This window comes from Streptomyces sp. P1-3 (assembly GCF_050613155.1).
Lineage (GTDB): Bacteria > Actinomycetota > Actinomycetes > Streptomycetales > Streptomycetaceae > Streptomyces.
This window is the reverse complement of record NZ_CP192512.1, coordinates 5,291,220-5,312,215: the sequence shown is the minus strand read 5'-3', so window position 1 is coordinate 5,312,215 and position 20,996 is coordinate 5,291,220. Positions and strand designations below refer to the sequence as shown.

The following is a 20,996-nucleotide window of genomic DNA, read 5'->3' as shown; positions in this document are numbered from 1 at the left end:
GATGACCACCCGTACCGAACCCACCGAACCCACCGGTTACAGCGACTACACCACTGGTGCGCCCGTCACCGACACCAAGGCGCCCGACGGCCCCATCGAGGAGCGCTGGGACCGCCGCCGCTTCGAGGCGAAGCTGGTCAACCCGGCCAACCGCCGCAAGTACACCGTGATCGTGGTCGGCACCGGCCTGGCGGGCGGCGCCGCGGGCGCCACCCTCGCCGAACAGGGCTACCACGTCGTCCAGTTCTGCTACCAGGATTCCCCGCGCCGCGCCCACTCCATCGCCGCGCAGGGCGGCATCAACGCCGCGAAGAACTACCGCAACGACGGCGACTCGATCCGGCGGCTGTTCTACGACACCGTCAAGGGCGGCGACTTCCGCGCCCGCGAGTCCAACGTGCACCGGCTCGCGCAGGTCTCGGTGGAGATCATCGACCAGTGCGTGGCGCAGGGCGTGCCGTTCGCCCGGGAGTACGGCGGGCTGCTGGACACCCGCTCCTTCGGCGGCGTGCAGGTCTCCCGTACCTTCTACGCCCGCGGCCAGACCGGTCAGCAGCTGCTGCTCGGCGCCTACCAGGCACTGTCCCGGCAGATCGCCGCGGGCAACGTCGAGATGCACGCGCGCACCGAGATGCTGGACCTGCTCGTCGTCGACGGCCGGGCCCGCGGCATCGTCGCCCGCGATCTGGTCACCGGCGAGATCGGCACGTACGTCGCCGACGCCGTGGTCCTGGCCTCCGGCGGCTACGGCAACGTCTTCTATCTGTCGACGAACGCCAAGAACTCCAACGCCACCGCCGTCTGGCGGGCGCACCGGCGCGGCGCGTACTTCGCCAACCCCTGCTTCACCCAGATCCACCCGACGTGCATCCCGCGCTCCGGCGACCACCAGTCGAAGCTGACGCTGATGAGCGAGTCGCTGCGCAACGACGGCCGGATCTGGGTGCCCAAGGCCAAGGGCGACACCCGGCCGCCGGGCCGGATCCCCGAGGACGAGCGCGACTACTACCTGGAGCGGATCTATCCGTCCTTCGGCAACCTGGTGCCGCGCGACATCGCCTCGCGGGCCGCGAAGAACGTCTGCGACGAGGGCCGGGGGGTCGGCCCCGGCGGGCAGGGCGTCTATCTGGACTTCGCCGACGCCATCCGGCGGATGGGCCGGGAGAAGGTCGCGGAGAAGTACGGCAACCTCTTCGAGATGTACGAGCGCATCACCGCCGAGGACCCGTACGAGGTGCCGATGCGCATCTACCCCGCCATCCACTACACGATGGGCGGCCTGTGGGTCGACTACGACCTCCAGACCACCGTTCCCGGGCTGTTCGCGATCGGTGAGGCGAACTTCTCCGACCACGGCGCCAACCGGCTCGGCGCCTCCGCGCTGATGCAGGGCCTGGCCGACGGCTACTTCGTGCTGCCGTCCACCATCAACGACTACCTGGCCCGGCACCCGCACGACGAGGTCGACCCCGGCCATCCGGCGGTGTCGGAGGCGGTGTCGGAGGTGACGGACCGGCTGCACCGGCTCCTGGCCAACGACGGCGACCGCACCCCGGACTCCTTCCACCGCGAGGTCGGCGAACTGCTCTGGGACCACTGCGGCATGGCCCGCGACGAGGCCGGTCTGCGCAAGGCGCTGGAGCGCATCCCCGCGCTGCGCGAGGAGTTCTGGCGCCGCATCAAGGTGCCGGGCTCCGGCGAGGAGCTCAACCAGTCCCTGGAGAAGGCCAATCGCATCGTCGACTATCTGGAGCTGGCCGAGCTGATGTGCCTCGACGCGCTGCACCGCGCGGAGTCCTGCGGCGGGCACTTCCGGGAGGAGAGCCAGACCGACGACGGCGAGGCGGCCCGCCGCGACGAGGAGTTCGCATACGCGGCGGCCTGGGAGTTCACGGGTACGGGAGCGGCCCCCGTCCTCCACAAGGAGCCGCTGACCTTCGAGTACGTCCACCCCACCCAGCGGAGTTACGCATGAGGCTCACCCTGCGGATCTGGCGCCAGCGCGGACCTGAGGAGCCCGGCGCCATGACCCTGTACACCGTCGACGGCATCTCCCCGGACATGTCCTTCCTGGAGATGCTGGACACGCTCAACGAAGAACTCATCCTGCGCGGCGATGAGCCGGTGGCCTTCGACCACGACTGCCGCGAGGGCATCTGCGGCGCGTGCGGCATGGTCATCAACGGGCGGGCGCACGGGCCCGAGCGCACCACCACCTGCCAGCTGCACATGCGGCACTTCGAGGACGGCGACACCATCGACGTCGAGCCGTGGCGGGCCGCGGCGTTCCCGGTGGTGAAGGACCTGGTGGTGGACCGGTCGGCGTTCGACCGGATCATCGGGTCGGGCGGCTACGTCTCGGTGCCGACCGGCAGCGCGCCGGAGGCGCACGCCACGCCGGTGCCGAAGCCGGTCGCCGACACCGCTTTCGAGCACGCCGAGTGCATCGGCTGCGGGGCCTGCGTCGCGGCGTGCCCCAACGGTTCGGCGATGCTGTTCACCTCGGCCAAGGTGGTCCACCTGAACGTACTGCCGCAGGGCGCGCCCGAGCGGGAGTCGCGGGTGCTGGACATGGTCGGCACGATGGACGCGGAGGGCTTCGGCGGCTGTACGAACACCGGTGAGTGCGCGGTCGCCTGCCCCAAGGGCATTCCGCTCCAGTCCATCTCCACGATGAACCGGGAGTACATGCGGGCCACGCTGCGCGGCGGCAGGCCGTAAGTCCACGGGGGAGGGACGGGGGAGACCGGTCCGGGGGGCCGGTCTGGGGGAGCCGGTTGGGGGGACCGGTCTGAGGGAGGCCGGTCTGGGGAGACCGGTCCGGGGGGGGCGGCGCGGCCCGGTCAGAGCGCGGCCGCCGCCTCCCCCAGCGCCTCCGCCAGGAGTTCCGCCCCGCGGACCGCGACCCCGGGCCGCTCCCCCGCCCGCTCCTGCCACCGTTCCAGCGCCTCGTCCACCGGCCCCCAATCCAGCGGCCGAGCCTCGCGTACCGCGTCCGCCGCCGGCGGCAGCGCCGTACGCAACGCCGCGGCGAAGTCCGCGGCCTCCGGCGACGGCGCGGCGTCCCGGTCCGGCAGGTGCGCCTCCAGCAGCATGGTGACCCGCCCCAGCGCGCCGACCGCGGTGCCCGCCGCCTCGGCCGCCTCGCGGGTCAGCTCGGGAACCGTCACCGGCTCCTGCTGGGCGCGTGCCAGTGTCTCCTCCCAGGCGACGCGCGCCGCGCGGGCGTCCAGCAGCGCCTCGCGCACCTGGCGGGGACGCCGCTCGGCGGGCCGGGCGTGGGCTTCGAGTACGGCGACCGCGTAGCGGCCGTTCGCCGCCAGCCAGTCGGCCAGCCGGTCCCGCAGCACCGGGGTCTCCCAGGCGGGGAAGACGGCGTACGCGGCCAGGGCCAGCAGCCCGCCGAGCAGGGTCAGCGCCACCCGCGCGGCCACGGTCTGCGACCAGCCCTCGCCCGCGATGCCGAGCAGGAAGATGACGTACCCGCTGATGCAGGCGGAGGCGACCGCGTATCCGGTGCGCAGCAGCAGATACAGCAGTCCGACGCAGAGCACGGCCAGCACCGCGCTGACCTGCTCGCCCGGGTGGGCGAGCGCCATGGCCGCGCCGGCGAGCGCCACCCCGCCGAGGGTGCCCGCGAACCGGGCGACCCCGCGCGCGTACGTCTGCCCGAAGTCCGGCCGCATCACCATGACGGAGGTCAGGGGCGCCCAGTAGCCGTGGCCCCAGGGCAGCGCGGCGCCCGCCAGATACCCGCAGACGGCGACGGCCGTGACCCGTACGGCATGCCGCAGGACGGGCGAGGACCAGCGGGCCTCGCGGTGCAGGGTGCGCAGCACTTCGGGGACGAGGCCGGGCACGGTGGGGCGCGGCAGATGCCGGTAGTCCTTCCGGCCCTCGGCGGTGACCGCCTCCACCGGGCCCTCGGTGGCCTCCACCACGTCGCCGACCAGCGCCATCAGACGCAGCGCCGCGCGGCGGGCGGCGCCGTCGAGCATCGGCCCGGCGGCGGGCACCTCCAGTACCGCCATGGCCTCCGGCGGCAGCCGGACCGGCTCGCCCTTGCGGACGGCGTGCGCGACGGCGTCCAGGACGGAGGCGGTGGCGGCCAGCAGATCGCGGACGCGCTCGCGCTGGGGCCCGGTCTCCGGGGCGCCGACGACGGGATCGGCCAGGGAGGCCAGGACCGGCCGGATGCGCTCGGCCAGCCCCCGGAAGCCGCGCAGCTGGCCGGGCCTGCGCCGGGCCTGCCGGGGGGTCAGGGCGGCGGCGCTGCGGGCGTCCATCAGCGGCAGCGGATCGAACGGCGCGACCGGGTCGTGGCGCAGTCGGCGCGCGTAGTCGGCGACCCCGGCGAGGGCGTCGGCGAGCGCGTCCCGCTGAACGCCCCAGGGCCGTACGGGGAACAGCACGATGAGCGCCGCCTGGACGACACCGCCGAAGGCGATCAGCGCGGTGTGCTCCAGCGCGCCGACCACCGAGGTCGGCAGGGTGACGGTGATCAGCATGACCGCGACCATCTGGGTGGCGACCAGCCCGGAGACCGGGCCGACGGCCCAGGCCATGCCGGTCAGCAGCGTCCACACCGCCAGCAGCACGGCGAACAGGACGGTGTTCGCGGCGGCGAGGTAGCCGAGGAAAGTGCTCACCGCGAGCGCCGCGGCGGCGGCGAGCGCCAGCGCGGGCCGGGGCCGCCAGCTGCGCTGGAAGGTGGCCAGGCCCGAGGAGAACGCGCCGAAGGCGGAGGAGACGGCGAGCGCGGGCGAACCGAGCCAGAGCGTGAGCCCGATGACGATCGCGACGCCGCACGCGCCCCGGAGCGCCACGACCGGTTCGAGCCGGGTGCGGTCGATGCGCTCGATGGTCAGCCCGGCCCGCGTGGCCTCCTTCAACGCCCGTGACCAGCTCATACGGAGGAGCCTACGGGGTCGGCCAGGGGAACCCGGGGCGGCGGCCGCCGCAACGCGCGCCCCCGAGCCGTCAGCTGTCCCGGGGACAGGCGAACACCCCCGTCAGCTGTCCCTGGGGCAGGCGAACTCCCCGCCCGGGCCCCACTTCGTGATCCGGCCGGTGTTCTGCGCGAACGCCCCGCAGTAGAGCACCGGCTCCGAGCCGCGCCCGGTGTGGTGCACGATGACCAGCGGTTTGTCGCGGGAGACGGTGCGCCCGCCCTGCCCGAAGTCGAGGTAGCCGCTGGCGCCTTCCTTGCGGATGCCGTTGTAGAGGCTGGACTGGACGTTGGAGCGGCTCACGTCCCGGCCGTCCGTGCCCGCGTACGCCTTGTTGGCGGCGGCCGCGATCAGCTGCATCGCGTCGAAGGCCAGAGCCGCGTGCCCGTCGTCGCGCCACAGGTCGTTCTTCCCGAACTGGCGGGCGTAGATGTCGGTGAACTCCTTGGCGGTGTCGCTGCTGCGCGGGTGTCCGGCGGGCAGTACGTGGGCCGAGTGGTAGAGCCGCAGCCACGAACGCGGCCACAGGCGGTCCTGGTACTCCCCGGAGAGGGCGGCGTTGGTCAGCTCGTTGCCGCCGAGCACGGTCAGCTTCCGGCCCTCGCAAGAAGTGTTGTCGCCGAAGTCGTTGAGGAAGGCGGTGAACTCGCGGGCGCGGGCGGCCCAGAAGACGACGGTGCGGGGCCGCTGTGTGATCCGCTCGCACACCGCTTCCGCGACGTCCCGGATGGTCTCCTTGCGCGAGACGCGATCGGTGTCCGGTCCGTTGCCGCTCCCGCCGCCGCTGCCGTCCGGGGCGTCGGGCGAGTACCACAGCTTGTGCCACCTGTCCCGGCCGAAGGTCTCGGCGAACCCGTCCCCGAGCCCCTTGCTGTAGACATCGAGCGGATCCTGGATCACCACCGCCGCCTCGGCGGGCGCGCAGCCGCCCGACGCGTCCTCCATGATCCGCGCCCGGTGCGCGAACTCGCCCTCGATCCGGGTCTCGCGGCTGTTGCTCGGCGCCATCGGCCGGTAGTAGCGGCTGACCTGCATCTGGTCGGCAGTGGCCGTGGTGCCGACCATGGGGATGCCCGCGTCGCCCAGCACCCGTACGGCTTCCTGGGTCACCGTGCGGCTCTCGGCGAAGCCCACCACGCCGATGGTGTTCGGGTTCCGCTCGGCCTGGCGCACGATGCCCTCGGCGACGTCGACGGCGTCCTTGAAACGCTCGCCCGCGTCGCGGTGTTCGACGCGCAACCACACCTTCTGGTGGTCGCTCAGCGCCTCGTTGTTCAGCTCGCGCTGCGCCAGCACGATGCCGCGCAGCTCCGGGATCGCGCCGTCGAACCGCTCCTCCTCCCGGTTCCCGGCCACCGACGCCCCCACGTGGATGACCGTCCGGAACGTCCCGTGCCGTCGCCGCGCCACCCTCGCGTTCTCGCTGTCGATCATCCGCATGAGCTTGTCGTACTGCTCCTTGGGCGACGGGGCCCGGGGCGGCCGGGCGGCCGGGGCCGAGCCGCCGGTCGCACCGCCCAGGCACGCGGCACTGCCGCCACCACCTCCGAGCCCCATCGGGAGCAGCAGCCCGGCCAGGAGCGCCACGCAGACAACGCCCTCCATCAGCAGCTCGGTGGCCGGGCCGATCCGGAACGTCCGCGGCGCGACCGGACTGACCCGCCGCCCGCCGGACGGAGTCGATGGCACGGACCCGGGCAGCGGGGCCAGCAGCGGCTCCGGAGTGCTGTCGGGCATCCCGGCCGCGTGGTCCAGCCGGGACGCCGCGTCGGCCGGTCCGGAGCAGCGCTCTCCGGCGGGTGCGCTGTCCGCGGACCCGCCGGACCCCACGGACCCCACGGGTCCTACGGCCACGACGACGACGGCGGCACATCCGGTCTCCTCGACGGCCGGACCGTACTCCGCGAGAAACCGCTTCCCGGCACCGGCGGCCCGGCCATCGGGCAGTTCGAGCAGGACGGCGAAGCGGGTGCGCCGCCGGCGCCGCCAGGGGGAGAGCCGCCCGGGGCGGGCCGCGGCCTTCAGATCCACCAGCAGCGCCCGCAGCAGCAGCAGCTCGAACTCCACGGCCGCGGCCTCCGGCTCCAGCGGGCCGACGGACTCCAACCACTGCGCGACATCGTCGAAGAACTCCACGGAGCGGCGCCCGTGCCCGATGTCCCGCCAGTCGGCGTACCAGCCGCGCTTCTTGGACCACAGCAGCCGCCGGGTGCGCCTGCGCCCCCACCACCAGCGCGGCAGGAGCTGCGTCAGCGGCCGTACGACCATCTGGAGCGCGAGCGTGACCCGCCCGGACGCCTGCACCTGCCCGCCGCCGCCGTCGCCGCCCGCCCCGCCTTCCCCGCCTGGTCGACCGTCGCCGCCCGGTCCACCGAGCGCCCACAGGGTCCGCAGCACCCGCCCGCGCAGCCGGCGCTTTCCGTAGCAGTGGTCGCGCAGCGCCTCCCCGGTGAGCGGCGCCGCCGGGCCGCCGAGCCCCAGCTCCACGACGTCCCGCATCAGCCAGAAGTCCGGCAGCCGCAGCCGCCCGGTGCGTCGCGGTACGTCGTTCGTCAACCCCGCCCCGACGGCGAGGGCCAGCGGCCGCCCCGCGCCCGCCGCGGTCCGCATGTCGCCGGCCCCGACCCGCGCGTACGGCACCAGCTTCGCCCCGCGCCCGCGCAGGCACCACTCCAGCCCCCGCACGACCCGCCCCGCCCGCTCCGCCGCGTCGTCCCCTTCGACGAGCAGCACGACGGGCGGCAGCACATCACGCCCTTTGGCCCGCGGATCCTCCGGCACCACGGCCCGCTTGAACGCCGCGACGAACTCCTGCACCCCGTCCCCCGGCAGGAACCCCCCATCCAGCCCCCGCCCTCTCTCCGGCATCACCGGAACCCCCCAACTCGCCTGCGATCTCAGTCCACTTGGGATCCCCGACGCACGGGTCGCACAAACCCCCGCAGGCCCCTCTCAGCGTGTGCGCCCGCCCCCCTGCTGGAGAGCATCCGCGTCCCACGACGGGAGAAGGGCCGCCCGCGTTGCCGCCCAAGGGGTTCCGAGGCATCGCCACGAGATACGGCAAGACCGTCAGGCAACGGACCGAACCGGCTGGTCAGCCCATGCTTTTGGCACCGTCCAGGGACTCGCGGATGATGTCGCCATGGCCCGCGTGCTGGGCGGTCTCGCCGATGATGTGCATCAGCACCCGGCGGGCCGACCACCGCACGCCGGGCTCGCACCACGGGGCCTTCGGCAGCGGCTGGGTCGCGTCCAGATCGGGCAGGGTGGCGACCAGCTCGTCAGTACGGCGGGCCGCCTCAGCGTAGTCGGCCAGCACACCGGCCAGCGTCTCGCCTGGCAGCAGTCGGAACTCGTCGGCCCGCCGGGCCCAGTCAGCCTCGGTCATGGCGGTGAAGTCGCCCATCGCCGACGGGCCGCCCAGGATGAAGGCCACCCAGGTCCGCTCGACCACCGTGACGTGCTTGATCAGACCGCCCAGGCACAGTTCGCTGGCGGTGGTCCGCCGCCCGGCCTGCTCGTCGGTGAGGTCGCGGGTGGTGAAGCGCAGGTAGTGCCGGTGCCCGGCCAGCGCCGCCAGCAGGTCGGCCCGCTCACCCGGGGCGGTCGGCGCGTCGGCCAGGGCGCGGGTGGTCAGCTCGTTGATGTTCGTCGTCTCGCTCATCGTCTCCGCCTTCGGTTGCTGCTGTTCCGTCGGTCAAGCGCCACGCTAGAGGCGAAAGCGGTCATATTCTGACCTAAATGAGGGAGGATCAGCCGCAGCACGGCTCACGCCGGGCCGGGCCGGGGGCGCTGCCCGTGCCCCCCACACGCGGACGCGGGGGGGGGCACGACGCCGCTGGAGAGGCACGTGCCGAGGAGGGCTCGACGGAGCGCCGCCAGGCGGCCCGCTAAGGGCGGACGTAGGGCCGGGTCATGATCTCCATGTTGTGACCGTCCGGGTCGTCGAAGTACGCCCCGCGGCCGCCGAACAGCCGGTTGATCTGGCCGGGTTCGGTGTGACTTGGATCGGCGTAGTAGGTGACCCCGACCGCTTCCAGGCGGCCGATCATGGCGTCGAACTGCGCTTCCGGCACGAGGAACGCGTAGTGCTGCGACTGAATCGGCTCGTCCCTCTTCTCGTAGTAGTCGAGCGTTACGCCGTTGCCGAGGTCGACGGGCACGAACGGCCCGAACGGAGCGCCGACCTTCAACCCCAGGATCGTGGCGATGAACTCGGCCGACAGGTGCCGGTCGCTGGCGTAGACGGCGGTGTGGTTCAGCTGGACGGCGGTCGTCGGCAGCTCGGATTCGTGCGGGTGCAGCTGGTTGTTTGGCATGAGAGGTGTGTCTCCGGGTCTTTGGATTTGCTGGAATGAGGACGCCACGCAAGGGCGCCGGAAGCAAAGACACGGAGAAGGGGGCGGGCCTCGTGCCCGCCTCGCGCTCACGCCGAGGCCGGGAACCTCACTCGTGCATGGCCCATGGCCGACCCGGCAGTCACCCGACCGATCTTAGTGACCATAAACATCTGGGACAATGCGTACCAGCCAGATGAGAACGGAGCCTTCGCAGGAGGTCAGGGCACGACGTTCATTCGGAGCCCCTGGCGAACTGGCGCCGGATTCCCGCCAGCGGATGGGCCGTCATCGCGGCCGGAGCGGCGACCGCCACCCCCACAGCCGCCAGGACGCCGACCGTCCAAGGCACGTCGAAGGCCGGCATCGGGCCATTGCCCACTGCCACGGCAAGGGGGACCAGGCAGGTCAGCGCGGTGAGAGCCGCCAGGGTCACGCCGACCACGGCCGCGCCCAGGGCCTCGTACAGGACGCAGCAGCGTGCAGGCACCCACTCCCGCCGGTGACGGCGCAGGCCAGGGCGGCCGCCGTCACCCGCCCCGGATAGGCCCGCACTTCGGCGCCGAAGAGCCTGCGCATACCGGTCGCGCCGGCAAGCACGTGCATGCCCAACTCCCCTCCCCTGAGCCGTCGATGGACCGGCTCGACGGACACGGTCGCGATCGACGCTACCGGCCCTCCCTCGGGCGGGCTCGATTTCGGGCCCGCCCGAGGGCTGAGGAGGCAAGCGACTCAGTGGTTGCTGGGGAAGCCCAGGTTGATGCCGCTCTCGCTCGGGTCCGGCCAGCGGGTGGTGACGACCTTGCCGCGGGTGTAGAAGTGCACGCCGTCGTTGCCGTAGATGTGGTGGTCGCCGAAGAGGGAGTCCTTCCAGCCCCCGAAGGAGTGGTAGCCGACGGGGACCGGGATCGGGACGTTGACGCCGACCATGCCCGCCTCGACCTCCAGCTGGAAGCGGCGTGCCGCGCCGCCGTCGCGGGTGAAGATGGCGGTGCCGTTGCCCCACTTGGAGCTGTTGATCAGCTCGATGGCCTCGTCGTAGGTCTCCGCGCGGACCACGCACAGCACCGGGCCGAAGATCTCGTCGCGATAGGCGTCGGCGGTCACCGGGACCTTGTCGAGCAGGGAGACGCCGATGAAGAAGCCGTCCGCGTGGCCTTCGACGGTGTAGCCGGTACCGTCCACGACGACCTCCGCGCCCTGGGCCGCCGCGCCGTGCACGTAACTCGCGACCTTGTCGCGGTGCTCGCGCGTGATGAGCGGGCCCATCTCCGAGGACGGGTCGGTGCCCGGGCCGATCCGCAGCCTGGCGGCGCGGTCGGCGATCTTCTTCACCAGGTCGTCGCCGATGTCGCCGACGGCGACGACGACGGAGACGGCCATGCAGCGCTCGCCCGCCGATCCGTAGGCGGCGTTGATGGCGTTGTCCGCGGCCACGTCCAGGTCGGCGTCGGGCAGCACCAGCATGTGGTTCTTGGCGCCGCCCAGGGCCTGTACGCGCTTGCCGTGCTCGACCGCCTTGGTCTGGATGTACTTCGCGATGGGGGTTGAGCCCACGAAGCTGACGGCCGCCACGTCCGGGTGCTCCAGGAGGCGGTCCACGGCCACCTTGTCACCGTTGACGACGTTGAGGACGCCGTCCGGGACGCCCGCCTCGGCGGCGAGTTCGGCGAGCAGGAAGGACGCGGACGGGTCCTTCTCGCTCGGCTTGAGCACGAAGGTGTTGCCGCAGGCGAGCGCGACCGGGAACATCCACAGCGGCACCATGGCCGGGAAGTTGAACGGGGTGATGCCCGCGACGACGCCCAGTGGCTGGCGGATCGAGGAGACGTCGACGCCGGTGGAGACCTCGGTGGACAGCTCGCCCTTCAGCTTGTGCGGGATGCCGCAGGCCAGCTCCACGATCTCCAGACCGCGGGCGACCTCGCCGAGCGCGTCGGAGTGCACCTTGCCGTGCTCGGCGGTGATCAGCGCGGCGATGTCGTCGCGGCGGGCGTGCAGCAGTTCGCGGTACCGGTACAGGATCGCGGTGCGCCTGGCCAGGGAGGTCTTCCCCCAGGTGCGGTACGCGTCCTTGGCGGCGGCGACGGCGGCGTCCACCTCGGCCACGGAGGCCAGGGCGACGCGGGTCTCCTGGGCGCCGGTCGCCGGGTTGTAGACCGGGCCGTGGTGACCGGACGCGCCCTCGACGGTCTTGCCGCCGATCCAGTGGTCGATGGTCTTCATCTACGGGGCCTTTCTCGAAGGGCTCGAAGGACTCGAAGGGGTGGCGGGGCGCGGCGGTACTACAGGTGGCGGCGGCGGGCGGCGGCCTGCCGGTCGTAGTCCTTGCGGGCCTGGACGGCGGCCGGGCGGGTCGCGGTCTGGGCGACGGGCACATCCCACCACGCCTGTGCGGCGGGCGCGCCCGGCACTGTGTCGGCTGTTTCCGTCTCCACATAGACACATGTGGGGCGGTCGGAGGCGCGCGCGGTGGCGAGCGCGGTCCGCAGTTCGGCCACCGTCGCCGCGCGGATGACCTCCATGCCCAGGCTCGCCGCGTTGGCCGCGAGATCCACCGGCAGCGGGTCGCCGGTGTAGGTGCCGTCGGCGGTGCGGAAGCGGTAGGCGGTGCCGAAGCGCTCGCCTCCAGTCTGCTCCGAGAGGCCGCCGATGGAGGCGTATCCGTGGTTCTGGATGAGGACGATGTTGATGTTGACGCCCTCCTGGACCGCAGTGACGATCTCGGTCGGCATCATCAGGTACGTACCGTCGCCGACCAGCGCCCACACCGGGCGGTCGGGGGCGGCGAGCCGGGCGCCGATCGCGGCCGGGATCTCGTAGCCCATGCAGGAGTAGCCGTACTCCAGGTGGTACTGCCGCCGGGACCGGGCCCGCCACAGCTTGTGCAGGTCGCCGGGGAGGGAGCCGGCGGCGTTGATGACCACGTCGGTGTCGCCGACGACGGCGTCCAGCGCGCCGAGCACCTGGGTCTGACTGGGGCGTACGGTCGCGTCCTCGGCGGCGTACGCGGCGTCCACCCGGCGCTCCCAGCGCTCCTTGCCCGCCTGGTACTCCGCCTCGTAGGACTCCTCGACCCGGTGTCCGGCCAGCGCCTGGGTGAGGGCCTCGAGTCCGGCACGGGCGTCGGCGACCAGGGCGGTGGCGCTGAGCTTGTGCGCGTCGAAGGCGGCGATGTTGAGGTTGACGAAGCGGACGCCGGGCTCGGCGAAGAGGGTGTTCGAGGCGGTGGTGAAGTCGGTGTAGCGGGTGCCGACGCCGATGACCAGGTCGGCGGTGCGGGCGAGGTCGTCGGCGACGGCGGTGCCGGTGTGGCCGATGCCGCCGACGTCGGCCGGGTGGTCGTGGCGCAGCGAGCCCTTGCCCGCCTGGGTGGAGGCGACGGGAATGCCGGTGGTGTCGACGAGCGCGCGCAGCGCCTCCTCCGCCTCGCTGTGGTGGACGCCGCCGCCCGCGACGATCAGCGGCCGGTGGGCGGCGCGGATCTCGTGTACGGCGTGGGCGAGCGCGGCGGTGTCGGGGGCCGGGCGGCGCACGTGCCAGACGCGGTCGGCGAAGAACTCCTCGGGCCAGTCGAAGGCTTCGGCCTGGACGTCCTGCGGGAGGGCCAGGGTGACGGCGCCGGTGTCGACCGGGTCGGCCAGGACGCGCATCGCCTGGAGCGCGGCGGGGATGAGCGCCTCGGGGCGTACGACGCGGTCGAAGTAGCGGGAGACCGGCCGCAGGGCGTCGTTGACGGAGACATCGCCCGCGTAGGGCACTTCGAGCTGCTGGAGGACCGGGTCGGCCGAGCGGGTGGCGAAGGTGTCGCCGGGCAGCAGCAGGACGGGCAGGTGGTTGATGGTGGCGAGGGCGGCGCCGGTGACGAGGTTGGTGGCGCCGGGGCCGATGGAGGTGGTGACGGCCTGCGCGGAGAGCCGGTCGCGCTGCCGGGCGTAGCCGACGGCGGCATGCACCATGGCCTGCTCGTTGCGGCCCTGGAGATACGGCAGGGTGTCCGGCCCCGACTCCAGCAGGGCCTGGCCGAGGCCCGCGACGTTGCCGTGGCCGAAGATGCCCCAGCAGGCGGTGATCAGGCGGTGGCGCCGCCCGTCGCGCTCGGTGTACTGGTGGCCCAGGAACTCGACCAGGGCCTGGGCGACAGTGAGCCGTCGAGTCGTCATCGGGCGTCTCCGGAAGGGGCGGTGGGGGCGTCGTAGAGGGGAAGCCGGGGGTCCACGGGCTGGTCGGGCCAGGTGGCGCGGATCCAGGCGTGCTCGGGGTGGTCGCAGATCAGCCAGGCGCGTTCGGCGCCCGGTCCTGCCATGACGTTGAGGTAGTACATGGTGTGGCCGGGGGCGGCGATGGACGGGCCGTGCCAGCCGTCGGGGATGAGGACGGTGTCGCCGGTGCGGACCTCGGCGAGGACGTCGGTGCCCCTGTACCTTTTCTCCCTCGCTTGCCTCCGGGCGCTCAGACCCGGTGTCGACGGTCCACCGTGCTCGGGCCCTCGTTCCTCGGGCCCTCCGCGCGCTTGCCCTTTCGACACCGGCGCGCCCTTCGGCTCGCTCGGGGGCCCTGACGGTGAGACGCGCTGGTAGCCGACGCCCTCGCTGCCGTGGGCCTCGGCGATCTCGAAGTAGTAGATCTCCTCCAGCTCGCTCTCCTCGCCCGGACGGCACTCGTCGTGCTTGTGCGGCGGGTAGGAGGACCAGTTGCCGCCGGGGGTGAGGACCTCGACGGCGATGAGCCTGTCGCATGCGAAGGCCCCCACCGCGCCGAAGTTGTTGACCTGGCGGGAGCAGCTGCCGGCGCCGCGCAGTTCGACGGGGACGTCGGAGGCCGGCCCGTACCGGGCGGGCAGCCGCCGCTCGCAGCGGGCGCCGGTCAGGGCGAAGCGGCCGCCCGCGCCGCTGCTGATCCGGGCGTCGGTGTCGCGCGGCAGGTACGCGAAGTCGGTGACACCGCTGAAGACATCGGCGCGGCCGTGCAGGTCGAAGGTCTCGCCGTCGGCGGCGACGGTGCAGCCGCCGGCCAGCGGCAGCACGATCCACTCGCTGTCGCCCGTGGCGAAGGCGTGCGTGCCGCCGGGCGGGAGCTCCAGGACGCGCAGCGACGAGTAGCCCCAGTCGGCTCGCGCCGGGTCGATGTCCACGGCGTACGGGCCGGAGGCCGCCATGCCCGCCGGCAGATGGAAGTCGGTGGACTCCGTGGCGCGCCCGGTCGACTCCGCGGTGCCCTCGCCGGTCTTCGCCGTGCTCTCGCTCGACTTCGCGGCGCTCCCGCCGGTCTTCGCCGTGCTCTCGGTGGGCTTCGTGGTGCTTGAGGTCATGGTGTGAGTCTTCCCTGGTCCGGGCTCGATCAGAGCAGGCCGACGGCGGTGTCGACGGCGGTCTCGACGGTGCCCTGCGCCGGGTAGAGCAGCGAGCGCCCGACCACGAGGCCCTGGACGGTGGGCAGCCGCAGCGCCTTGCGCCACTTCTCGTACACCTCGTCCTGGTCGGCGCCGGAGTCGCCGCCGAGGAGCACCGCGGGCAGGGTGGAGGTCTCCATGACGGCCGCCATCTCGTCGGGGTCGTCGGTGACCGGCACCTTCAGCCAGGTGTACGCGGAGGTGCCGCCCAGTCCGGAGGCGATGGCGATGGAGCGGGTGACGGCCTCGGCGCTCAGGTCGTTGGTGACCTTGCCGCCGGCCCTTCGGGAGATGAACGGCTCGACGAAGACGGGCAGCTGGTGCGCGGCCATCTCGTCGATGGCGCGGGCGGTGGCCTCCAGGGTGGTGAGCGAGCCCGGGTCCTGGTAGTCGATGCGCAGCAGCAGTTTGCCCGCGTCGAAGCGGAGCCGGGCGAGGTCCTGGGGGCGGTGACCGGTGAAGCGGTCGTCGAGCTCGAAGGCGGCTCCGGCGAGTCCGCCGCGGTTCATGGAGCCGACGGCGACCTTGTCGTCGAGGGCGCCGAGCAGCAGCAGGTCCTCCAGGATGTCGGCGGTGGCGAGGACGCCGTCGACGCCGGGCCGGGAGAGCGCGCGGCACAGCCGTTCCAGCAGGTCGAACCGGTTGGCCATGGCCAGCCCGCGGTCCCCCACGGCGAGGGCGCCGCGCGCCGGATGGTCGGCGGCGACGATCATCAGCCGGCCGCTGTCGCCGATGAGGGGGCGTCTGACCCGGCGCGCGGCGGCCTCGGCGATGGCCTCGGGGTGCCGGGCGCGCACCGTGACGAGGTCGGAGATGCTGATGCTCAAGGGGTCCTCGCATTCGCGATGTCGTCGGATCCATGGGCCCGCGGCTTCCGGGCGCGGGCCCGGAATCGGGATCAGAGATCCGGGATCCGGAATCCGGGTTCGGAATCGAGATCCGGTATCCGGGATCCGGAAACCGGGTTCGGGTCCGGGGATCGAAGTCCGGGAAGTCGGTGGGGGTCGGAGCGGTGCGGGGTCAGCGGGTGTCCACGAGGAGCTCCTCGACCTCGGCGGCGGTGGGCATCGCGGAGGAGCAGGCCAGACGGGAGGCGACGATGGCGCCCGCCGCGTTGGCGTAGCGCATGGTGCGTTCCAGGTCCCAGCCTGACAGCAGTCCGTGGCACAGGGCGCCGCCGAAGGAGTCGCCCGCGCCGAGTCCGTTGACGACGTCGACGGGCACGGGCGGGACCTCGGCGGTGGTGCCGTCGCGGTGGACGGCGAGTACGCCCTTGGGCCCCTGTTTGACGACGGCGAGTTCGACGCCCGCGTCGAGCAGCGCCTCGGCGCAGGCCGCGGGCTCCCGTACGCCGGTGGCGATCTCACATTCGTCGACGTTGCCGACGGCGACGGTGGCGTGTCGCAACGCCTGGGCGTAGTACGCACGCGCCTGCGCCGGGTCGGCCCAGAACATGGGGCGCCAGTCGAGGTCGAAGACGGTGGTGCCCGCCTTCGCGCGCGCCGCGAGCGCGTCCAGCGTCGCCGTCCTGCTGGGCTCCTCGCACAGCCCCGTACCCGTCATCCAGAAGATCCGGGCGGCGCGGATCGCCCGGAGGTCGAGTTCGTCGCCGCGGATCTCCAGATCAGGCGCCTTGGGCCGGCGGTAGAAGTAGAGGGGGAAGTCGTCGGGCGGGAAGATCTCGCAGAAGGTGACCGGGGTGGGGTACTCCGGTACCGGGGTCACCCAGCGGTCGTCCACGCCGAACTCGCGCAGCGCCTGGTGGAGGTAGTCGCCGAAGGGGTCCGCCCCGGTACGGGTGATCACCGCGGTGCGGCGGCCCAACCGGGCGGCGGCCACCGCGACGTTGGTCGCCGAGCCGCCGAGGAACTTCCCGAACGTCTCGACCTGGGACAGCGGGACACCGGTCTGGAGCGGGTAGATGTCCACCCCGATCCGGCCCATGGTGATCAGGTCGTACGGCTCGCTCATGCTGCCCCTTCGTTCCGTGCTGGATGGCCCGTGCTTCCGTGCTGGACGCCCACCAGATCTAGACCCATGGGCACCCACTGTCAAGCATTTGTCATTACATTCTGACGTCTGGACCGACCACGCTCGGCCGCGTTATCGCGTTGTTACGTCCGGATGAACTGTTGTCATGACAAAGTCTTGACAGCCCGCCGCCCCAGGGAGTTGGCTCCCGGTCAGCAACGGCCGAGTCAGCCCAGGGACATCTGACGAATCAGGCCAGTGACATCTGAGAGGTGCAGTACCGATGGACCTCAGGATCAAGAGACATCACAGAGCGGCCCTCGCCGCCGCGACCGCCGCCGCCGGCCTGCTGCTCGCGGCGGGCTGTAGCAGCCAAGGCGGCAAGAAGGCCCAGGAGGCCGCCGGCGACTTCTCCGCCGGCAAGGCGAACACCCCCCGGATGAAGGTCGCACTGATCACGCACGCGGCCCCCGGCGACACCTTCTGGGACGTCGTGCGCAAGGGCGCCAAGGCCGCCGCCGCCAAGGACAACATCGAGCTGGTGTACTCCAGCGACCCCAACGGCGCCAACCAGGCCAACCTGGTGCAGAACGCCGTCGACCAGAAGGTCGACGGCATCGTGGTCACCCTGGCCAAGCCGGACGCCATGAAGGGCGCGCTGGCCAAGGCGCGCAAGGCCGGGATTCCCGTCACGGGGCTCAACTCCGGACTCGGGGAGTGGAAGGACCAGGGCCTGCTGGAGTTCTTCGGGCAGGACGAGGAGATCGCCGGTGAGGCGCTCGGCGAGCGGCTCACCAAGCTCGGCGCGAAGCACACCATCTGCGTCATCCACGAGCAGGGCAACGTCGGACTCGAAGCCCGGTGCCGGGGCGTGAAGGAGACCTTCGAGGGCAAGACCGACATCCTCTATGTCAACGGCACCGACATGCCCTCGGTGAAGTCCACGATCACCGCCAAGCTCAAGCAGGACTCCGGGATCGACCATGTCGTCACCCTCGGCGCCCCCTTCGCGCTGACGGCCGTCCGGTCCGCCGACGACGCCGGCGGCGGCGACGCCAAGGTCGCCACCTTCGACCTCAACAAGGAGCTGATCGCCGCGGTCAAGAGCGGCGACGTGGAAGTCGCCGTCGACCAGCAGCCGTTCCTCCAGGGCTACCTGGCACTCGACGCCATGTGGCTGTACAAGCAGAACGGCAACTTCAGCGGCGGCGGCGAGGAACCCGTCCTGACCGGCCCCGCCTTCGTCGACAAGGACAACGTGGCCGAGATCGAGAAGTTCGCCACGAAGGGCACGAGGTGAGCCGCCCATGACGCAGACAGCCACTCCGGCGGCGACCACCCCACCGGCCGCCCCCGCCTCCCCCGAGCGGCCGGTGGCCGCGGCCGACCACGCACTGCTCCGCAGGCTGCTGGCCCGCCCCGAGATCGGGGCGCTGGTCGCCGCCGTCGCCGTCTATTTCTTCTTCTTCACGGTCGCGCCGTCGTTCCGGCAGGCGGACTCCTTCGCCACCGTCCTCTACCAGGCGTCCACGATGGGCATCATGGCGCTGGCCGTCTCCCTGCTGATGATCGGCGGCGAGTTCGACCTGTCGGCCGGCGTCGCGGTCACCAGTTCCGCGCTGACCGCGAGCATGTTCAGCTTCCAGCTCACCACCAACGTCTGGGTGGGCGTGGGCGTCGCCCTGCTCGTCTCACTGGCCGTCGGCGCGATCAACGGCATCCTGCTGGTCAGGACCGGCCTGCCGAGCTTCTTGGTGACGCTCGCCAGCTTCCTGATGCTCCAGGGCCTGAACCTGGCCGTCACCAAGATGCTCACAGGCAATGTCGGCACCGACACCATCAGCGACATGGACGGCTTCGGCCAGGCCAAGCAGGTCTTCGCCGCGGAGATCGGCATCGGCGGGGTGGACCTCAAGGTCACCGTGCTGTGGTGGCTGGCCTTCGCGGCCGTGGCCACCTGGGTACTGCTGCGCACCCGCTACGGCAACTGGATCTTCGCCGTCGGCGGCTCGAAGGAGAGCGCGCGGGCCGTCGGCGTCCCCGTGACGTTCACCAAGATCACGCTGTTCATGACGGTGGGTTTCGCCGCCTGGTTCGTCGGTATGCATCTGCTGTTCGAGTACAACACCGTGCAGGCGGGCGAGGGTGTCGGCAATGAGTTCCTGTACATCATCGCCGCGGTGATCGGGGGGTGCCTGCTCACCGGCGGCTACGGCTCGGCGGCCGGCGCGGTCGTCGGCGCCTTCATCTTCGGCATGGTCAACCAGGGCATCGTCTACGCCAACTGGAACCCCGACTGGTTCAAGTTCTTCCTCGGCGTGATGCTGCTCGTCGCGACACTCGTCAATCTGTGGGTGCGCCGCCAGGCCACCAGGAGGTGATCACTGTGACGACCACGAAGGACACCCGGACGGACATCCGGACGGACACCGGGACAGAGGCCGCGGCGGCGGACCAGGGCGCCGCGCCCATCGTCCAGCTCAAGGGCGTCGGCAAGCTGTACGGCAACGTCCGGGCCCTGCGCGGCATCGATCTGGCCGTCAGGCCGGGGCAGGTGACCTGCGTCCTGGGCGACAACGGGGCCGGCAAGTCCACCCTGATCAAAATCATCTCCGGGCTCCACCCGCACGACGAGGGGGAGTTCCTGGTCGACGGCGCACCGGTGCGGCTGGCCAACCCGCGCGAGGCGCTGGCCCGCGGCATCGCCACCGTCTACCAGGATCTGGCGACCGTCCCGCTCATGCCGGTGTGGCGGAACTTCTTCCTCGGCTCGGAGCTGACCCGCGGCCCGTGGCCCGTACGCCGTCTGGACATCGCCCGGATGAAGCGGACCACCGACGAGGAACTGACCGCGATGGGCATCCACCTCGCCGACCTGGACCAGCCCATCGGCACCCTCTCCGGCGGCCAGCGGCAGTCCGTGGCCATCGCCCGGGCCGTGCACTTCGGGGCCCGCGTGCTGATCCTGGACGAGCCGACCGCGGCGCTGGGCGTCAAGCAGTCCGGGGTCGTCCTCAAGTACATCGCGGCGGCCCGCGAGAAGGGCCTCGGGGTCATCTTCATCACCCACAACCCGCACCACGCCTACATGGTGGGTGATCACTTCTCGGTGCTCCGGCTCGGCGCCCTGGAGCTGAACGCCGCCCGCGCGGAGGTCGGTCTGGAAGAGCTCACCAACCACATGGCGGGCGGCGCCGAGCTGGCCGCGCTCAAGCACGAACTGGCGCAGGTGCGGGGAGTCGACGTCGACGGGCTTCCGGAATCCGTCGAGACGCCGGAGCCCTGACCCCGCGGCCCCACGCCCCGGCGGCCACACCCCACCCGACGACCGTTATGCCCCATCCTGGACCTACCCTGACGACCGTTGCCGCACGCGACGGCGAGAGGAGCCCCGTCCCATGACTGCCACCACCCCCGCACCCTCCCTGGACCGCATCCGGGTCGGGTCGGCCCCCGACTCCTGGGGGGTGTGGTTCCCCGACGACCCGCAGCAGGTGCCCTGGCGGCGCTTCCTCGACGAGGTCGCCGAGGCGGGCTACGAGTGGATCGAGCTGGGCCCGTACGGCTATCTGCCGACCGACCCGGCCCGGCTCACCGAAGAGACCGCCCGGCGCGGTCTGTCCGTCTCCGCCGGCACCGTCTTCACGGCGCTGCACCGCGGCCCCGCCGTCTGGGACGCGACCTGGGCCCATGTCTCGGAGGTCGCCGAGCTGACGCGGGCCATGGGCGCCCGGCACCTCGTCGTCATCCCCTCGTTCTGGCGCGACGACAAGACCGCCGAGCTGATCGAGAGCCCGCGGCTGACCGCCGAGCAGTGGCGCCACCTGGCCACCGGTATGGAACGGCTGGGCCGCGAGGTACGTGAGCGCTTCGGCCTCGACATCGTCGTGCACCCGCACGCCGACACCCACATCGACACCGAGGAGAACGTCGCCCGCTTCCTCGACGCCACCGACCCGGGCCTGGTCCGGCTCTGCCTGGACACCGGCCACTACGCCTACTGCGGCGGCGACAGCGTCAAGCTCATCGAGACCTACGGCGAGCGGATCGGCTACCTGCACCTCAAGCAGGTCGACCCGGAGATCCTGGCCGACGTCGTCAAGAACGAGGTGCCGTTCGGTCCCGCCGTCCAGCGGGGCGTCATGTGCGAGCCGCCCAAGGGGGTGCCCGCGCTGGAGCCGGTGCTGGCCGCCGCCCAGAAGCTGGATGTCGATCTGTTCGCCATCGTGGAACAGGACATGTACCCCTGCCCGCCCGACCAACCCTTCCCGATCGCCCAGCGCACCCGGCGCTTCCTGCGCGGCTGCGGCGCGTAGGGACCGACCGCCGGCCGGACGGCCCGGACAC

16 protein-coding genes are annotated in these 20,996 nt (G+C 72.1%); 6 read left to right on the top strand and 10 right to left on the bottom strand.

The genetic code is table 11. The features are described from left to right. Nucleotide 1: 1 nt before the first annotated feature. Complete coding sequence (locus tag ACQUSR_RS22460) at nucleotides 2-1,975, top strand: fumarate reductase/succinate dehydrogenase flavoprotein subunit (RefSeq protein WP_431044395.1); 1,974 nt, start codon at nucleotides 2-4, stop codon at nucleotides 1,973-1,975. Further along, nucleotides 1,972-2,721, top strand: coding sequence for a succinate dehydrogenase/fumarate reductase iron-sulfur subunit (locus ACQUSR_RS22455; RefSeq protein ID WP_431044394.1), 750 nt, complete (start codon nucleotides 1,972-1,974; stop codon nucleotides 2,719-2,721). Before ACQUSR_RS22460 ends, ACQUSR_RS22455 begins: the two co-directional genes overlap by 4 nt. A gap of 122 nt (nucleotides 2,722-2,843) precedes the next feature. Here ACQUSR_RS22455 and ACQUSR_RS22450 read toward each other — a convergent pair whose 3' ends face one another. From ACQUSR_RS22450 to iolC, 10 genes are all read right to left on the bottom strand, one after another. Continuing rightward, entirely contained in the window at nucleotides 2,844-4,910 is a 2,067-nt protein-coding gene (locus ACQUSR_RS22450; protein WP_431044393.1) for an FUSC family protein, read from the bottom strand. 102 nt (nucleotides 4,911-5,012) lie between these two features. Beyond that, complete coding sequence (locus tag ACQUSR_RS22445; protein ID WP_431044392.1) at nucleotides 5,013-7,817, bottom strand: ABC transporter substrate-binding protein; 2,805 nt, start codon at nucleotides 7,815-7,817, stop codon at nucleotides 5,013-5,015. A gap of 226 nt (nucleotides 7,818-8,043) precedes the next feature. Continuing rightward, complete coding sequence (locus tag ACQUSR_RS22440; protein WP_431044391.1) at nucleotides 8,044-8,613, bottom strand: DinB family protein; 570 nt, start codon at nucleotides 8,611-8,613, stop codon at nucleotides 8,044-8,046. 226 nt (nucleotides 8,614-8,839) lie between these two features. Then, nucleotides 8,840-9,268, bottom strand: coding sequence for a VOC family protein (locus tag ACQUSR_RS22435; RefSeq protein ID WP_431044390.1), 429 nt, complete (start codon nucleotides 9,266-9,268; stop codon nucleotides 8,840-8,842). 253 nt (nucleotides 9,269-9,521) lie between these two features. Beyond that, entirely contained in the window at nucleotides 9,522-9,776 is a 255-nt protein-coding gene (locus ACQUSR_RS22430) for a hypothetical protein (protein ID WP_431044389.1), read from the bottom strand. A 242-nt stretch (nucleotides 9,777-10,018) separates the two neighbouring features. Next, entirely contained in the window at nucleotides 10,019-11,512 is a 1,494-nt protein-coding gene (locus ACQUSR_RS22425; protein WP_431044388.1) for a CoA-acylating methylmalonate-semialdehyde dehydrogenase, read from the bottom strand. A 59-nt stretch (nucleotides 11,513-11,571) separates the two neighbouring features. Further along, nucleotides 11,572-13,449: a 3D-(3,5/4)-trihydroxycyclohexane-1,2-dione acylhydrolase (decyclizing) gene (gene iolD, locus ACQUSR_RS22420; protein WP_431044387.1), complete on the bottom strand. Its 1,878-nt coding sequence runs from the start codon at nucleotides 13,447-13,449 to the stop codon at nucleotides 11,572-11,574. Then, nucleotides 13,446-14,444 carry a 5-deoxy-glucuronate isomerase gene (locus tag ACQUSR_RS22415; RefSeq protein WP_431047776.1) on the bottom strand — a complete coding sequence of 333 codons (999 nt, stop codon included), beginning with the start codon at nucleotides 14,442-14,444 and terminating at the stop codon, nucleotides 13,446-13,448. The genes iolD and ACQUSR_RS22415 overlap by 4 nt, the downstream gene beginning before the upstream one ends. A gap of 182 nt (nucleotides 14,445-14,626) precedes the next feature. Further along, on the bottom strand, nucleotides 14,627-15,505 hold the full coding sequence (locus ACQUSR_RS22410; protein WP_431044386.1) for a Cgl0159 family (beta/alpha)8-fold protein: 879 nt from the start codon (nucleotides 15,503-15,505) through the stop codon (nucleotides 14,627-14,629). Nucleotides 15,506-15,698: 193 nt separating this feature from the next. Continuing rightward, on the bottom strand, nucleotides 15,699-16,649 hold the full coding sequence (gene iolC / locus ACQUSR_RS22405) for a 5-dehydro-2-deoxygluconokinase (RefSeq protein WP_431044385.1): 951 nt from the start codon (nucleotides 16,647-16,649) through the stop codon (nucleotides 15,699-15,701). A gap of 283 nt (nucleotides 16,650-16,932) precedes the next feature. Here iolC and ACQUSR_RS22400 point away from each other — a divergent pair, with 283 nt between their 5' ends. The 4 genes from ACQUSR_RS22400 (at nucleotide 16,933) to ACQUSR_RS22385 (ending at nucleotide 20,965) form a co-directional block, all read left to right on the top strand. Continuing rightward, nucleotides 16,933-17,949 carry a substrate-binding domain-containing protein gene (locus tag ACQUSR_RS22400; protein ID WP_431044384.1) on the top strand — a complete coding sequence of 339 codons (1,017 nt, stop codon included), beginning with the start codon at nucleotides 16,933-16,935 and terminating at the stop codon, nucleotides 17,947-17,949. A 7-nt stretch (nucleotides 17,950-17,956) separates the two neighbouring features. Beyond that, nucleotides 17,957-19,030, top strand: a complete 1,074-nt coding sequence (locus ACQUSR_RS22395; RefSeq protein ID WP_431044383.1) for an ABC transporter permease — start codon at nucleotides 17,957-17,959, stop codon at nucleotides 19,028-19,030. A 35-nt stretch (nucleotides 19,031-19,065) separates the two neighbouring features. Continuing rightward, the gene (locus tag ACQUSR_RS22390) at nucleotides 19,066-19,935 is read left to right on the top strand and encodes an ATP-binding cassette domain-containing protein (protein ID WP_431047775.1); all 870 of its coding nucleotides are present in this window, start codon (nucleotides 19,066-19,068) and stop codon (nucleotides 19,933-19,935) included. 112 nt (nucleotides 19,936-20,047) lie between these two features. After that, entirely contained in the window at nucleotides 20,048-20,965 is a 918-nt protein-coding gene (locus ACQUSR_RS22385; protein ID WP_431044382.1) for a sugar phosphate isomerase/epimerase family protein, read from the top strand. The last annotated feature ends 31 nt before the right edge of the window (nucleotides 20,966-20,996 follow it).

Coding starts and splice junctions, on each gene's coding strand:
- ACQUSR_RS22460 (WP_431044395.1), top strand. CDS start 2: ATGACCACCCGTACCGAACCCACCGAACCCACCGGTTACAGCGACTAC.
- ACQUSR_RS22455 (WP_431044394.1), top strand. CDS start 1,972: ATGAGGCTCACCCTGCGGATCTGGCGCCAGCGCGGACCTGAGGAGCCC.
- ACQUSR_RS22450 (WP_431044393.1), bottom strand. CDS start 4,910: ATGAGCTGGTCACGGGCGTTGAAGGAGGCCACGCGGGCCGGGCTGACC.
- ACQUSR_RS22445 (WP_431044392.1), bottom strand. CDS start 7,817: ATGCCGGAGAGAGGGCGGGGGCTGGATGGGGGGTTCCTGCCGGGGGAC.
- ACQUSR_RS22440 (WP_431044391.1), bottom strand. CDS start 8,613: ATGAGCGAGACGACGAACATCAACGAGCTGACCACCCGCGCCCTGGCC.
- ACQUSR_RS22435 (WP_431044390.1), bottom strand. CDS start 9,268: ATGCCAAACAACCAGCTGCACCCGCACGAATCCGAGCTGCCGACGACC.
- ACQUSR_RS22425 (WP_431044388.1), bottom strand. CDS start 11,512: ATGAAGACCATCGACCACTGGATCGGCGGCAAGACCGTCGAGGGCGCG.
- iolD (WP_431044387.1), bottom strand. CDS start 13,449: ATGACGACTCGACGGCTCACTGTCGCCCAGGCCCTGGTCGAGTTCCTG.
- ACQUSR_RS22415 (WP_431047776.1), bottom strand. CDS start 14,444: ATGGCGGCCTCCGGCCCGTACGCCGTGGACATCGACCCGGCGCGAGCC.
- iolC (WP_431044385.1), bottom strand. CDS start 16,649: ATGAGCGAGCCGTACGACCTGATCACCATGGGCCGGATCGGGGTGGAC.
- ACQUSR_RS22400 (WP_431044384.1), top strand. CDS start 16,933: ATGGACCTCAGGATCAAGAGACATCACAGAGCGGCCCTCGCCGCCGCG.
- ACQUSR_RS22395 (WP_431044383.1), top strand. CDS start 17,957: ATGACGCAGACAGCCACTCCGGCGGCGACCACCCCACCGGCCGCCCCC.
- ACQUSR_RS22385 (WP_431044382.1), top strand. CDS start 20,048: ATGACTGCCACCACCCCCGCACCCTCCCTGGACCGCATCCGGGTCGGG.